The organism is Paracoccus jiaweipingae, assembly GCF_044335505.1.
GTDB lineage: Bacteria > Pseudomonadota > Alphaproteobacteria > Rhodobacterales > Rhodobacteraceae > Paracoccus.
Window position 1 is genome coordinate 184,747 of the sequence record NZ_JBISBS010000006.1, and the last position, 13,855, is coordinate 198,601.

Below are 13,855 nucleotides of genomic sequence, written 5' to 3' on the forward strand. Positions count from 1 at the left end.
GCTGATTTCGGTTATTTACGCGGCCATGGGTCAGTTTCCAGAACAACGTAGAAATCTGCTTCTGCTTCGGCAGGCAGAATGTTCCCAATGGGTTAGAGAAGACGCCGGTTGTTGAACCAGTCCAGCCATTCGAATGTTGCGTATTCCACTGCTTCTAAGCTGCTTCATGGAGCGCCGCAGTGGATGACTTCTGCCTTTAACAGGCCATTGATCGGCTCGGCCAAGACAAAAATCACAGAAACGCAGATCATGGGCGTGCTGCGTCAAATGGGCTGCCGAGGTGATGGTTATGAGCCGCCGAGCAGTTCCTGCACCACAGACGGTTTGCGCGAGATCAGTGCCAGCAGAACCTGCGCCGGACCCTGTGGGGAACGGCGACCCTGCTCCCAGTTCAGGAGCGTTCCTTTAGCTACACCAATGCTACGGGCGAAGTCAGTTTGGGACAGCCCGGTCTGAGCACGAATCTCGGCCACGTTGATTTCGGGCAGGGTGATTTCATGAACCACGGCTTCGCCCCCGTGTCCTTTCGAGAAGGCACGAGCTTCTTCCAAGCCCTGCTTGATGCTCTCGAATACGCTCATTGCCTTTTGCTCCACATGGCGATGATCTCCTTGCTCAACTCAACGGCCGCAGCCTGTTCTTTTGATGACAGGTTCGTCTTTTCGTTTTTGGCAAAGGCCGTGATCAGAAAAACAGGCATGTAGCGGCCGCCAAACACATAGATCGTCCTGAATCCCCCGCTCTTGCCGCCCCCTTCTCTGGGGATGCGAACCTTTCTCAATCCGCCACCCAGAGAGACACCCGCCTCCGGGTTTGTGGCGATCCAGGTGATCGCTGCCTCGCGTTCGGAATCCGTCATGATGGATCGCGCACGGCGCTGGAACTCGGGCAGCTCGACTACGGTTTGCAGCTTGGTCATTCATTTATACTTCAATGGCACATAAGTCAATGGCGCACTACACCTTCATGTGCTTTTCAAAAAGATCAACCGCATGTTCCAAAGTTTCCCCGAGGCCCCAGCCGTTGGCGTCAGCCACTTTGTAGAAGGCTTCAATCGTTTCCGGCTTCGCCTTGATGTTGAACTGCGCGTTGCTGCATAATCCACGCTTCTTCGGCATTAGGCGTCAGTAATGATCGGCGCCGAATCCGGAATGGATTCGGCGCCGAGTCCATTTGGTAACGACAGGCCTATTTCTCGCTCTCAGCAAAACTCGCTTCCGAGCGCCGCTGTGAGTGGCCCTTCAGCTTGATGTGATGCCGGTTGCTGGAAAGACGATCCAGAATGGCATCGGCGATCAACAGGTCATCAATGAAATCGTGCCAATCGCTATAGGGCCGTTGTCCGACAAAAACGGTCGACCCTATACCGACACGATCATCGAGAAACTGAAGCAGATCAGCTTTCGCCTGCTGCGTCATCGGTGTCACGCCAAAGTCATCCAGAATGATCAGCGCATATTTGGCCAACCGTTCCCGGAGTTTAAAAAGCACCCCGTCCTGCCGGGCGAGGCTGATTTCATAGAGCAAGTCGTCGACACGGTAGTATCGCGTTTTGTGCACCAGCCTGATGGCGGCGCGGCCAAGGCTGCATGCGAGCCATGTCTTCCCGGTGCCGGTTTCTCCGGAAATGACGATATTCCAGCCCTTCCCTATCCAGTCGCCCTTATAGAGTTCCCGCATGTTCGCGGGTGACAAGCCCCGTTCGGGATACATGTTGAGATCTTCGGGAAGTGCCGTGAGCTTGAGCTTCGCATCGCGTAGCAGCCGCTCGATCTGGTTGGCATGCCGCTTCTCACGCTCAGCCAGAAACAGCATTCCCAATCGTTCGGTGAACGGCAGCTCCTCAATGCTGGGGTTGTTGGCGTGCAGTTCAAGCGCGTCCGCGAAACCAGCGAGGCGCAATTCGCGGGCCATCTGAATCAGGGTATGGCGCTGCATCACGCATCCTCCCCATCATCATAATATCCCGACCCGCGCACATTGCCGGACGGGCGTGGGCTGGTGGGCAGATCATCCGCATGTTTTGCCTGCGATGGTCGCTCCAACAGCGTGTAAACGGCCGAAGCATTGATCTGCCCCCGGTTCATTGCTTCGTGCAGAGCCGCAGCAAAAGCAGCGCTACCGTAATGCCGGATTTTCTTCTCGAACTGCCGACACATATCCAGTGCAGCCTTGCCGTTCGCGTGCTCTTCAAGGTGCCTTGTTACAAATTGATGTACCACCGAACCAAGTCGTCGGGCGCGCTCCAGAACGCTTTCATTGTCGTGGCCGCGCATCGCAAGATGATTGTCCGGTAAATGCTCTGGCAATGTGACCCGGCGAATGTCGGGCGGAGCAAGGGCATGGACAGCCATCACGATGCCTGATGCGTAGACCTCGACTGTATCGGAGGCGACCTTGATGTTGACCTTTTGTCCGGCAAGCCGATGCGGGACGCTGTATTCCGTCATTCCGACGCGGATATGGTAATGCAGGGGGACCGTGATCCCTTCTTTCCACTCGCCATACCGGTATTTTTCAGCAGGAAGCGGGCGCATGGCCGGATGTTCCTCGGCCTCAAAAATCTGACGACGGGAACGCCGCTGATAGGTCGGCATGGGCCGGTTGTTCAGCTCTTCAATCACTTCTCGCAGTCGAAGGTTCATGTCATGCAGCGAACTGCACCCCAGAAATCGCTCGCTTCCGACGAATTCTGTCGTGACGATCTTGACCGCATTCTCGACCGCCCCTTTATGCCGGGGCTGCGCGACATATGTGGGATCCGGGTAGAGTGAGTAATGATCAAGCGCGGCCTTGAAGTGCCGATTGATCACCGCCGGTCGATTTTCGGTTTTGGGTGTTGTCACTGCCGCTTTGAAATTGTCGAAAATCGCATCCTTGGGTACAGCCTGAAAATACTCCAGTGTTTCTGCCAGCACGGTCACCGAATCCTTCAAACCCTGAGACCTCACAGCAATTGCGAATGTGAAATTGCTGTACGGCAAGACCGAAACGGCAACTTCGACTGATATCTTCCTGCCATCCCGATCGACATAGTAGGGCCGCTTTCCGATAAAGTCGGCCTGCATGATCTTCCCGGCGAAATAGACGTGGCGGTATTCGAGCCCGCGCGCTTTCTGATGAGCGCGAAGCTCATCGTGAAATTTGGTTCTGCATATAGGGCGTAATTCCGTATTCGGATCGCTCTCAACTTGTGTAAGATACTGCGCGTAGAGGTGGCGCTTTTTCTTGCCGGGCTTCCCAAGCTCGGCGATCAGAGCATCGTAATCGGGTACATAGAATCCCCGGCGCTTCCGGCGCGATGTCCCGAGGGCCGCGTTGATCTCGGCGTCAGAGAGGGCCGCAGTCTGCTCCTCCGTCAGGCCCGACAGGGCCAGCCGCGTCCGCATTTTGCGGATGGTATCGCGGTGACGACCCAGCTTGCGCGCAATCGCGCTGTTCGTTTCGTGCTCTTGAAACAATAATTCGATAAGACGACGTTGGTCGCTTTTCATCATTCTCTCCATAGGGTTGAGGCAAGACGAACCGGTCGTGCAGGATCACTCCCGCGCGGCTTTTGCGTCCGGCTTGACTTTCGGGGGTGGTTTGTGGAGAGTGTTCGAAAGGGTACGAACCTTACGAGACACTCTCGGGAAGCCGCCAAAGCATGCCACTGCTTTCGGCGGTTTTCTTTTATCTATCGGTCATCATCACCTCCGTAAATTTCCGGCCAAAGCTGCGCGGGAGTGGTATCCAAGGCATCTGCGATGATCGTGGCCGCGCGGTGCGATTTCTTGGTTGTGGCCGAGACGGCAGCCAGCAAAGATCTGTCCAGCCCGGCGCTTGCAGCAAGCTTCGCGAAGGAAAGTTGCCGCTTACCAAGCTCGTATTTCACGCGCTGGTGGCGCAGCCTTTTATCCTGCTGACTGATGTTCATGATCGTTTACCACATGATGCCTCGCGTCGACGCTGCACTAGAGCGCCACCTGGAGTCAACACATTGATAACGCTATATAAAAATTACGTTTTGTTTTTAGATTGATCGGGGCTTCGGCAACTGCCAGCCGCAAATCAGCCAGACACTCTCAGCCCAGTTCGCTTTCCACCCGTTGCACGAATTCGGTCATCGTGATCCCGAGCCCGATGCATAACCCCCGCACCGTTGCGAGGCTCGGTTGATGATGGCGGCTCTCAAGCAAGGAAATATAGCGCATACTGACACCGGCCCTGTGCGCAAGCTCCTCCTGCGACAGGCCTTTGGCAAGTCGTTGCTAACGCAATATTTTTGCGAATGCTTCAAGGAGTTTGTCATCGGTTCCGGCCATGCCGGATCAAGACGCCGGGGCGGCGCTTGATTCCATGAAGTATTCTATGAAATATGAAGCAAACTATGAATTTGAGGTTTGCTTATGTGCTGTAGATCTATGTTGCTTGCCGCCGCCTTTCTTGGGCTGTCGGCCCCCGTCTTCGCCCAATCCCTCCCGCAGCCTGACGGCTACGGCACGCTGACCGAAACCCAGCCTGCCACGGTGCGCCCCTACGACTTCGCCATTCTCGGGGTGAAACCCGGGATGCCGATCGGTGAGGCGGTTGCGCTGGTCGAAGAACATCTCGGGCAGGAACTTGCCCCGGTCGAAGGCACGCTTCAGGTGGAAAGCCCGACAGGCAAGGTGTTCCGCACGAAGCTTCGGGTCGGCTATGTCACGCCGGGGATCGATTTCTTTCTCCGCAATCAAAGTAATAAGCCGTTCGACAGCATCCAGATTGATGTCTCCAGCCCTGCCATCGGCTCGGTCGTGACCGCGATCCGCCGCGAGGTGCGTGTCGCCGCAGGGGATGGACCTGATAAGGCAGCGTTGTTGGCGCAGCTGGAAGGGCTCTACGGCAAGCCGTCTGACCTACCGGACAGGGGTGACCGAATGTGGCGGTGGGCTCTGGATCGCGCTTACGAGCCGATCCCGATGCCCGAACCCTATGACATGTATTCCTACGAAGCCTGCGCCCACGGCCTGCCGACCGAGGGTCGGTTCGATTATCGAATAGCCCCGGTTCTTGGCGAGGGGCGCAAATGTGGGATGAGCTATGTCGCGGAATACTGGACGAAAGGCACTGAGACGATCACCATGACCTTCCGGCTGATCGACTACAATTTGATGGTTCAGGATCGCTCGGCAGCTGGCCCGCAGATCGACGGAACCCTGAACACGGCAACCCAACCTGCGGATATGAAGCTATGACGACGACAGCCGAGAAAGTGCAGAACATGACAGCGTGGCTGGATTTTCTGCGCGAAAACCCCGAACTTGACCCTGACACCGTGATGGAACTGCGCGTCCCGACGAGTGTGCATGTCGAGATCATGCGCAAGGCCACGGAACTGGGCGTAACGAACCTCGATGTGGTGCTCTTCGCGCTGGCCGACTACGGTATCGCCAGGGAATATGTGGCGTGAACGGGTGCTATGGCGCGGTTTCTGGTCTGGAGCGACCTGCATGACGAGTTTTGGGGCGGCTTCGATCTGCCCGACCTGTCCGCGCCGGTGGACGGGGTTCTGATCGGGGGCGATACGCATACGCGGGGGCGGCATCTGAAGATTCCGGCGCGGGCGGCGCGCAAATACGACTGCCCTGTCATCATGATCTGGGGCAACCATGAACCATACGGCTCGATCTTGTCGGAACTGCTGGCCGAGGAGGAGCGCCAGCTTGCCGAGCTTCGGGCCGAAGACCTTGATATACGCGTGCTACATGGGGCCACGACCGAGATCGCGGGCGTGCGCATTGTCGGCGCGACGCTCTGGACGGACCTGCGGCTTTATCCAGAGTTCGACGACCTCGCGCGGCTCATGGTCTCGGCCTACATGCAGGACTACCGTGCCATTCGCACCGCGCCCGATACCTGCTTTACCATCGACGACATGCTGGAACGTCATGCGCGAGACAAGGCCGCAATCTTTAATGCCCTGCGCACCCCGCATGATGGCCCGACCGTGGTCATGACCCACCACCTTCCCCTGCGTGAACTGATCGCCCCGTGGCGCACCATCGGCGGCCACGAGAAGCGCGCGATGAACAACGGGTTTGCCAGTGACCTGTGGGAAGAAATCCGTAGCTTCGATATCGACACATGGGTCTGGGGGCACAGCCACGAGGGGGAGAGCCGGACGGTCGAAGGCGAGCACGGACCGATCCGCTTTGTCACAAACCAGCTGGGATACCCCGGTGAGGAAACTGGGTTTGATCCGATCTTCGTCATAGACGTGAAATAGCGTCATTGCACTATGGCACTGAGATTGAAGCCGCTCATGCCCATGATTACCTCATGTGTGAGAAACACTATGCTGAGGAAGAGCGAAATGAACTGGTCACGGCTGTATAAATTTGGGGATCAAGGTCTTATGAGAAGGTTTCCGGTCGCTCTTCACTTCGCGGTATCTGCAAGCATTGGTGCAATCTTGATACTCATGCAGCCAAACATCCGGCCTCTTATCGTCGCGTTCAACGATGGGAATCTGGGGCTTTGGGAGAGCCTGTTGGTATTCGTGTTTGGCCTACCATTGTTTATGGCCTTTTTCGCGTATTTGGCCAGTATCAAGGCCGTATTGGATTGGCTACTCGACGGAAAGTAGACTTGGGCATGGTATTCTTCATGTGTTACCTTTCCCCTCCTATCAAAATTGACTCGGAAGGCGTCCTCACAAAAAGTAAACTAAAACGGATGGCCAACCGACGCGCAAAAGTCGCAGATCTTGATCTTCACGCTTCGATCAAGGCTCGCCTCAAGGGCGCGGGATCTGGCATTAATGCGCTGGCCCGCGAACTCGGGGTTACTCCCAGCACCGTCACCACGGTCTCGCAGGGATATCATCGGTCCCAGCGTATACAGGACGCAATCGCGGCCAAGATTGGAACAACCCCGGAAGCACTGTGGCCAGATCGATATGAGGAGAGCGGTGACAATGATTGAGTGGCAAGAAGAACCTTGGCAGGAGATGGAAGACGAGGCTTGGGAGCGGATGCGCGTCGGCGACGTGGACGAGGCGATGCGCTTGGCTCGCAATGCCATCCGCCTCAACCCCGACGCCATCGACAGCTATGTGATCATAGCGCAAGCGACCGATGTTCTGGGCGAAAAGATCGCCCTCGCCCGCGAAGGCATCAGGATCGGTCAGAAAATCTTCTCGAAAGAGCTGGCGGTCGCGCCCAACGATGAGTTCGTGTTTTGGTCAGCGCTCGAAACTCGGCCATATATGCGAGCGCTTCACACGCTGTCTCTAGCACTCTGGGATGATATCCGACCGGACGCTAATGCCGAAGCCATCAGCATTGCCCAATTCGCTCTGAAAATCTGCCCCAATGACAACATTGGTTTCCGCTTCCTCTTGGCCGGATGGCTGGCCGAAGCTGGCAGGTGGGAGGAAGGGTATCTCTTAGTCCAGAGAAGTAAGGATGAAATCCGAACAGAGATGCAAATGTGGGGGGCTCTCTACGCTTTCCAAGCGGGCGATCAATCGCAGGCCAAGGCATATGCTCAAAGAGCCTGCGCCATCAATCCTCACATCATCGCACCGCTGACCAAGAAGAACCCGCCCAAGGTTCCCCCAGCTCAAATGATTGCCTACCAGTCACCCGAAGAAGCGAAGGCATATGCCGCCGAAGCCCACGCGGCATGGCACTCTGTTCCGGGCGCGACCGACTGGCTGAAAAGGCTCAATCTGAACTGACGCCAGCTCAATCTACGGGAGCCGGCGTTTCGGTCAGTGGAAAGCTCAGGCTGCCGCCTGAGCCGCCATGTCGGGATGCTGCCCGACGACACGAGCATAGGCCACAACGAAATCGGGAGTAGTCACCCGCGCTTGCCCCTCAATTTGACAGCAACGTCCTGATCCGCGCTTTGATATTTTCGAAGGTTGTGTTCAGATGGTTCTTAGCCACATTTGTCAAGCGGCCCGTATGCCCCACGGCATTTCGAACGGGCTTGAAGCCAATAGCGTCGCCCCAGAGGGACTGCGTATTCGTTGATTTACTGCCCTCCGCCGTGAATGCCAGAGCGTCCATATCCAAGTAGCTCAGATCAAGAGAGGTTTTCCGGATCGGGAAGCTGATATTCGCGGCCTGCTTGGTTTTCTCTTCACGCTCTTTGAATTTGACGATGTCTTTTTGGATGCCATCAATCGGGCTGAGGTTTTTGTGGCCAATGTACTTGCGGACCAAATTCTCCGACAGAAAACAATCCACATACGCAGACGTGTTGAACTCGGCATCTGCCTGCATCTCAGTCAGCCACTCCTCAACAATATCCTTTGTCGGCGCGTCGTCATCAGGCTGAAAGTCCTTTTTCGCCTCTGACACCAGTGCTTGGGCCTTCCTGTCACGCTTAGACTTCCGTGTGTTGTCGTCGTCGCCTTCGTCTTTGACCTCCAAGCGAAACTTGTCCCACTCATCAATGATTTTCGTGAGTAAATCCCGTTTGAGATAATCCATGAGACTCCGAAATTTTTCGTCGTCCTCAACGATACCTTCCCGACTGCTCGTGAAGGGGTCAACTCCTTCACGATCAAGGGCATCGAAGTGAATTTGGCCGTAGATGTAGCTTTCCACGATCCTTTGAGACGGGATGTGCCGTATAATGTTCTTTTCGCGAAGTCGGCCGTTCACAAACAGGTCTATTGTGGCACGTTCGTCAGTTCCGGTGATTTTCAGGTTTGCCGGCTTTTTGACCGAAGCGACAAAACCCTTGATGTTCAAAGGTGTAGTGACTTCGGACGCGGGCAGTTCGAGGTTGTTTAATCCGTCAGTGTATGCGTCTTTGTAGCCGTTAACGCTCCACAGGAACTGGGTCGCATCCGACAACGGCTTAAGGTCGTCAACAGTAACGGGATTACCGCTGACATGGATGGTGAAATCTTTATCCAACAGCGAGAATTTGAAGCTCAGAGCAAGAAGCTTTTTTATGTAGGCATCCGATTTTTTAAGTTGCTCGTTAGTGCCCTCAAAACAGATAATAGTGCCTTTCGTATGCTCTTTTCGTAGCTCATTGATAAGAGAGAAGTCCAACTGCTCCAGCGGATACTCCTCAGTGCTTTTATCACCTAGAATTGCGCCATCCAGGCCCGCGTTGTCGATGACCCCGCCCACGTAGTCTGTTTCGCTAGTCTTGGAGAACACAGAAACGCGCTTTGCGCACGAAAGCAGTGCCAGTTTGCCTATGCCTTTTGCGCCGATATATGGCCGCCCCGTGGGTGACTTGCTGCCACCTGCCGAGCGCTTTGAGTATCCGATTTTTAGAAACTTCCCCTGAAAATCAGAGCTTTCCATTCCATCGCCATCATCTTTTATCGAGAACGATGAGTTTTCTCGGTCAATTTCGATCCAGACATTATTGGCATTTGCGTCCCATGAATTGGAAATTGCCTCACCAAGAACCGTGACAAAGTTCCTATAGAGATTTCGTCCGAGATGATTCAGGACGCTTAGTGAAATTTCAAAACGAAAGGGGTCAGGCGAAGTCTTGGTCGACAAGTTCGTACTCCTTGATCACCGATCCGATGCACCTGCCGATCGCCTGCGCTAGCCCGACTGGAACAGCATTGCCGATCCACCTGCCAACTTCAGACATATTCGGAGTTTCACCATCGGGCAAAAATGAATATTGGGGCGGGAAGGATTGCAACAACGCAGCTTCCCTCAAAGTAATAGCTCTATCCTGCTCAGGGTGACCAAATCGACCGTTCCCATAACCGTAGCATTGGGTGGTCATTGTCGGAGAAGGCGCATCCCAAACCATTCGCGCATACACCCCTGAGTATGTCTTCCCGGATGATCGTTGATGACATTTAGCCCTCAACTCATAAGGCCAATCCCGCCAAGTTCCACCCGGCTTTGATGCACGGATGCGTCGCAGGTTGGTCTCGGATAAGGCGGCTGAGATGTGTAATGGATCGTCGTCTGCTCTTGTCCCTGCCGCGATCGGCGGCAGGTCAGATATAGCATCTTTCACGGTCAGAGGTGTTTGATGAGTCGGCGAAAGCTCGGGCGGACAGGTGATCTTTGCGGCAACAACAACGAGACGGCGCCGTTTCTGCGGTACACCGAACATCTCACATTTTGCGACCTGCCAGCTCACATGGTACCCGGCTTTCTGGAGCGTCTGGCGGAAGTTCGCGAACACGGACCCGGCTCTGTATTTCAGAAGTGCGGGGACGTTTTCCATTGTGATGAAATCCGGCGAGACCTTCACTGCGAGCCGCGCAAAGCTGTCGACCAAATCCCATCTCGGGTCTTCGTCGTAGCGCTGCTTATAAGTTGAGAAAGGCTGGCACGGGGCGCAACCTGCTAGCACAGTCGGACGCGTGCCAGAGAAGTGAGCCAAGACTTCTTCCGGCTGCAAACGCGCCACATCCCTAGTATAGAAAGTCGCTTCGTTGTTGGCCTCGAAGGCGTGTTTGCAGCGCCTGTCGGTATCGTAGCCAGCCTTGATATCGAAGCCAGCCCGCATGAGGCCGTGGCTTAGGGCCCCTACGCCACAAAACAAGTCAACAACTTCGCCCAATGGCTCTGACTCTGGCCCATCTTCCAATTTCATGGCTCCACTCGCCACCTGTCGGGGCCTTGGTTAGTCTTTACATTCTGGCTAAAAGTATACTTTTCTGACCATCTCGCAAGATGCTTATCGGACACTTTCACATCGGGGCGAACCCTATCCTATGTCGGCTGCATGAGGGACTGGGTAGTTCGGGCATTCCCGAAGGTCGCTCCGGTGTTCAACGTTCGTAAGAGTGACGTCTGAAGGGCGTGGAAGTCACACCAGAGGAAAGGAAATTGCGGATGAAGCGGCTGCAAGACTATGCTGACGAGCGGCATAAAGGGTGGTGTATTCACTGCAAAGCTGTGTTGGGAAGTGTCGAGAGCAATCTCGACCATGTCCCCTCAAAAACTATACTTGATCGCCCCTTTCCAGATGACCTTCCGACGGTTCGAATTTGCAAATCCTGCAATGCTTCGTTCGCGAATGATGAGGAGTACTTTACAGCATTCTTGGGATCAGTTCTCGCTGGTAGCACAGATCCGGAACAACAGATTGTAGCGCGATCCGCGAAGATACTGAGCAGCAACTATCGACTTCAGGATGAAATCGAGTCCCAACTTCAGATCGTCAAGAATTCCGACGGCAACGATCAGATCAGCTTTATTCCGGACATGGCGCGAATTCAGAATGTCGTTGTTAAAAATGCCCGCGGACATGTGCTGTTCGAGCATGGGCATCCGGTGGACGGTGAGCCGGCGCGTGTGGCAATCTTGCCAATCCCCTCCCTGTCTCCCGATGCTTTGTCGAACTTCGAAAGGATCGACTACGGGGCTGGATGGCCGGAGGTGGGCAGCCGCTTGATGCAGCGTCTTGTTTCCGGAGAAGACATGAGGCCAGATGGTTGGGTGGTCGTCCAACCGAGAGTTTACCGCTTTGCTGTTATGAACCATGGTCAGTTTGTCGTTCGAACGGTGATCCGAGAGTATCTAGCCACCGAAGTGGTATGGGACGATATCTGAAAGCGTCGTCATTCCCACGAATTGCTATCGGTCCACCAACGAAGATGTTGCGCAGCCTGTGAATTACCATTCGGGGAAGCCGCGCTACGGCAGCGAAACGCTTCGATAAGCGATATTGGCCCGGAGTGCTTGAACTCGACCGCCGCCAGCCCCGCCCCTACGGCCCTTTTGGGTGAGAGCGGGCCGGGGCTGGCTCAGCTCTCAACCGCAATCCTCGGAAAGCACTCACACCTGCATCCGTCGCTTTATGGAGGCCGTGCCGACTGTAATGTGGACTCGACGCCGATTGATTTTGGAATACGCAGCGTTGCGTCCGGTTCTGCGGCGGCGTTGCGACTTTGGCTGTGCTGGTGCCTTGGCTTCTCGGCTCACGAAGCCTGACGCCTCTGCCGCCTGTCCTGTGGCCATGTCTTTCGGGGCGGCTTTCGGGGTGGGGGCAAAATCGCTGAGATCGCTCAGCGCATCGCCAAAACCAAGATTTGCGCGTTGCTTGCTCATCATTGCCCCCCCTGCCCTTGCTTCAGCTTGCCAATCACTTCGCCTGCAAACTGCCGTGCGTTCTCGATTGCCTTGTCAACGTTGCTTACCTGCGATGGATCAAGGGCAGACAAGGTTCCCCCATAGTCGAACAGGTCGCGGTAAGCGGCGCGCTCCACAATCGGCGTTTCGCACACATCAATGCCACCTTCCGTAAGCTGTTCCTGAACATTTCTTAGTGCGCGAGAGCGAACCGCTGCACTCGTCCTGGTCAGCACCACGCAATGAGGAATAGGGGGGTCATGCGAATTCCCCCTGCACGAACCATGCAGGCGCTTGCGGCGTATGAAACAGCCACAGGCGCGGGCCTTGCCGCGTCTCGATGCACCAGTAATCGCGCAGGCCAGATCGCCATTCAGGGTCATCGAACCACCACTCCGGCGCGATGCGTTCTGGTCCCAAAGCCCGCAGCGTGGTCATTGCCCTGCGCCGCCACCGAAACGAAGCGGGCGGATTGCCCGTTGCGGCCAGCGCCGGTTCGGGCGGAAAGATCAGGATCGGGCGCGCGGGGCCAGTGTGGGCTGGCGCGGCTTGGGGGGCGCTGTAGGCGGCGGGCGCGATGATAAAGCTGCGCTCGGGGATCAGGCTGGTCGCGGGCAAAAGCCGCTGCACCCGGTCAAAGCCGATGCGGTTACCAAGACGCGAAACCAGATCGGCCAGCGCATCGCCCTCGACCGAGCCGCCGATCTGAGCCGGGACCAACGGCTCGGTCACCGTCGCCACCAGCCGCAGCGCGTCGATACCAAAGCCCGCGTCGATGTCCTCGACCCCGGCGGCAAACAGCGCCTTGATGCGTTCAGGCTCGCGCATCGGGCGGGCAAGGCCGATCTCGACCACAGCCGCGCCGTGATCGACGCGCCGCGCCTCCAACCGCGCTTTATCGATGCTTGCAAAGGCGACCGACGCTGACATCGAAGATATTCTGAACCCTGCAGTTTGGGGAAATCATTCTCCAACGATGTACCCGGACGTCGCCAGTGCCGCAGTACGCGGAAGGAGTATCGCGGAACTGTCCTTGCCGGATTGGTCTTGCGAAACCTTTGTCAAGAGTGTCGCCCAGCGCGGCACGGCCATTATCCAGGCCAGAGGTGCATCGTCTGCCGCTTCGGCTGCAAACGCTGCTCTCGACCATATGCGTGACTGGATTCATGGAAGTGCAGACAGGTGGGTGTCGATGGGTGTCTTTACCGAGGGGGCATACGGTTTTGATGAAGACCTCGTAATTGGGGTCCCTGTCGTTTGCAGGGCCGGTGACTACAAGATCGTAAATGTTGATATTGACCAGGACGCTCGCGAAAAAATTAACGCCTCTCTCGCCGAACTGAAGGAAGAGCGCGCCTCGGTCTTCACCCCTAACCTTGAGGAATGCTTGTAGGGTCTCAGCCCGCGCTACTTCAGGCATTCAATGCAGTAGCGAACAGAAGCGCGACGGCATGAGGGGAACGATGGCGAAGCCGCGCGGCCAGATCGAGCTTCGTCATCCCCGGGATTTCGTTGCCACAGCCGAGCATGGTAGCTTCCGCAAGTCGGGAGCTGCCATCGGCGTTCAGGAATCCGCCGTCAGCCGACGCATCCGCGATCTCGAAGACCGCCTGATCTCAATGGGCCGGACTCTAATCGCAGATGGAAGAAAAGTCCCGTGGCAGGTCACCCCTTTTGTTGAGCAGGCGTTGAGCAGGAATTAGGACGACAAAGCCCGCCGCTTTTGCGACGGGTTTTTGGTTGCGGGGGCAGGATTTGAACCTGCGACCTTCAGGTTATGAGCCTGACGAGCTACCGGGCTGCTCTACCCC

The 13,855-nt window shown here is 56.1% G+C and carries 18 protein-coding genes and 2 pseudogenes; 8 read left to right on the top strand and 12 right to left on the bottom strand.

Annotated elements, in window-relative coordinates; all coding sequences use genetic code 11:
* Window positions 1-11 precede the first annotated feature (11 nt).
* From ACFXP9_RS11805 to ACFXP9_RS11840, 8 genes and pseudogenes are all read right to left on the bottom strand, one after another.
* Window positions 12-224, bottom strand: a pseudogene (locus ACFXP9_RS11805) (IS3 family transposase); the annotation flags it as partial.
* A gap of 63 nt (window positions 225-287) precedes the next feature.
* On the bottom strand, window positions 288-581 hold the full coding sequence (locus ACFXP9_RS11810; protein ID WP_397209236.1) for a helix-turn-helix domain-containing protein: 294 nt from the start codon (window positions 579-581) through the stop codon (window positions 288-290).
* Entirely contained in the window at window positions 578-919 is a 342-nt protein-coding gene (locus ACFXP9_RS11815) for a type II toxin-antitoxin system RelE/ParE family toxin (RefSeq protein WP_397209237.1), read from the bottom strand. Before ACFXP9_RS11815 ends, ACFXP9_RS11810 begins: the two co-directional genes overlap by 4 nt.
* A 37-nt stretch (window positions 920-956) precedes the next feature.
* Window positions 957-1,118, bottom strand: coding sequence for a hypothetical protein (locus ACFXP9_RS11820; RefSeq protein WP_397209238.1), 162 nt, complete (start codon window positions 1,116-1,118; stop codon window positions 957-959).
* Between the two features lie 70 nt (window positions 1,119-1,188).
* The gene (locus ACFXP9_RS11825; RefSeq protein ID WP_397209239.1) at window positions 1,189-1,938 is read right to left on the bottom strand and encodes an ATP-binding protein; all 750 of its coding nucleotides are present in this window, start codon (window positions 1,936-1,938) and stop codon (window positions 1,189-1,191) included.
* Complete coding sequence (gene istA / locus ACFXP9_RS11830) at window positions 1,938-3,494, bottom strand: IS21 family transposase (RefSeq protein WP_397210227.1); 1,557 nt, start codon at window positions 3,492-3,494, stop codon at window positions 1,938-1,940. The genes ACFXP9_RS11825 and istA overlap by 1 nt, the downstream gene beginning before the upstream one ends.
* A 182-nt stretch (window positions 3,495-3,676) precedes the next feature.
* On the bottom strand, window positions 3,677-3,916 hold the full coding sequence (locus tag ACFXP9_RS11835; protein ID WP_397209241.1) for a helix-turn-helix domain-containing protein: 240 nt from the start codon (window positions 3,914-3,916) through the stop codon (window positions 3,677-3,679).
* A 148-nt stretch (window positions 3,917-4,064) separates the two neighbouring features.
* A pseudogene (locus ACFXP9_RS11840) lies at window positions 4,065-4,235 on the bottom strand (helix-turn-helix domain-containing protein); the annotation flags it as partial.
* A 168-nt stretch (window positions 4,236-4,403) separates the two neighbouring features.
* Here ACFXP9_RS11840 and ACFXP9_RS11845 point away from each other — a divergent pair.
* From ACFXP9_RS11845 to ACFXP9_RS11865, 5 genes are all read left to right on the top strand, one after another.
* Entirely contained in the window at window positions 4,404-5,216 is an 813-nt protein-coding gene (locus ACFXP9_RS11845) for a hypothetical protein (RefSeq protein ID WP_397209243.1), read from the top strand.
* A 26-nt stretch (window positions 5,217-5,242) separates the two neighbouring features.
* Window positions 5,243-5,431 carry a hypothetical protein gene (locus ACFXP9_RS11850; RefSeq protein ID WP_397209244.1) on the top strand — a complete coding sequence of 63 codons (189 nt, stop codon included), beginning with the start codon at window positions 5,243-5,245 and terminating at the stop codon, window positions 5,429-5,431.
* 9 nt (window positions 5,432-5,440) lie between these two features.
* A complete protein-coding gene (locus ACFXP9_RS11855; protein WP_397209245.1) occupies window positions 5,441-6,247 on the top strand; it encodes a metallophosphoesterase in 807 nt (268 codons plus the stop codon).
* Between the two features lie 449 nt (window positions 6,248-6,696).
* Window positions 6,697-6,945 (top strand): transcriptional regulator, encoded by a 249-nt coding sequence (locus tag ACFXP9_RS11860; protein WP_397210234.1) that lies wholly within the window; start codon window positions 6,697-6,699, stop codon window positions 6,943-6,945.
* Window positions 6,938-7,702: a hypothetical protein gene (locus tag ACFXP9_RS11865; RefSeq protein WP_397209246.1), complete on the top strand. Its 765-nt coding sequence runs from the start codon at window positions 6,938-6,940 to the stop codon at window positions 7,700-7,702. The genes ACFXP9_RS11860 and ACFXP9_RS11865 overlap by 8 nt, the downstream gene beginning before the upstream one ends.
* A gap of 139 nt (window positions 7,703-7,841) precedes the next feature.
* Here the strand turns inward: ACFXP9_RS11865 and ACFXP9_RS11870 are convergent, their stop codons facing one another.
* Together ACFXP9_RS11870 and ACFXP9_RS11875 are read right to left on the bottom strand one after the other, a co-directional pair.
* Window positions 7,842-9,500, bottom strand: a complete 1,659-nt coding sequence (locus ACFXP9_RS11870) for an ATP-binding protein (protein ID WP_397209247.1) — start codon at window positions 9,498-9,500, stop codon at window positions 7,842-7,844.
* A complete protein-coding gene (locus ACFXP9_RS11875) occupies window positions 9,478-10,563 on the bottom strand; it encodes a DNA cytosine methyltransferase (RefSeq protein ID WP_397209248.1) in 1,086 nt (361 codons plus the stop codon). Before ACFXP9_RS11875 ends, ACFXP9_RS11870 begins: the two co-directional genes overlap by 23 nt.
* Before the next feature lie 242 nt (window positions 10,564-10,805).
* Here ACFXP9_RS11875 and ACFXP9_RS11880 point away from each other — a divergent pair, with 242 nt between their 5' ends.
* A complete protein-coding gene (locus ACFXP9_RS11880) occupies window positions 10,806-11,525 on the top strand; it encodes a hypothetical protein (protein WP_397209249.1) in 720 nt (239 codons plus the stop codon).
* A 225-nt stretch (window positions 11,526-11,750) separates the two neighbouring features.
* Here the strand turns inward: ACFXP9_RS11880 and ACFXP9_RS11885 are convergent, their stop codons facing one another.
* Together ACFXP9_RS11885 and ACFXP9_RS11890 are read right to left on the bottom strand one after the other, a co-directional pair.
* Complete coding sequence (locus tag ACFXP9_RS11885; RefSeq protein WP_397209250.1) at window positions 11,751-12,026, bottom strand: hypothetical protein; 276 nt, start codon at window positions 12,024-12,026, stop codon at window positions 11,751-11,753.
* A gap of 276 nt (window positions 12,027-12,302) precedes the next feature.
* A complete protein-coding gene (locus tag ACFXP9_RS11890) occupies window positions 12,303-12,932 on the bottom strand; it encodes a hypothetical protein (protein WP_397209251.1) in 630 nt (209 codons plus the stop codon).
* Window positions 12,933-12,945: 13 nt separating this feature from the next.
* On the opposite strand from ACFXP9_RS11890, the gene ACFXP9_RS11895 reads away from it, so the two are divergent.
* Together ACFXP9_RS11895 and ACFXP9_RS11900 are read left to right on the top strand one after the other, a co-directional pair.
* Window positions 12,946-13,437, top strand: a complete 492-nt coding sequence (locus ACFXP9_RS11895; protein WP_397209252.1) for a hypothetical protein — start codon at window positions 12,946-12,948, stop codon at window positions 13,435-13,437.
* 70 nt (window positions 13,438-13,507) lie between these two features.
* Entirely contained in the window at window positions 13,508-13,747 is a 240-nt protein-coding gene (locus tag ACFXP9_RS11900; RefSeq protein ID WP_397209254.1) for a LysR family transcriptional regulator, read from the top strand.
* Window positions 13,748-13,855 lie beyond the last annotated feature (108 nt).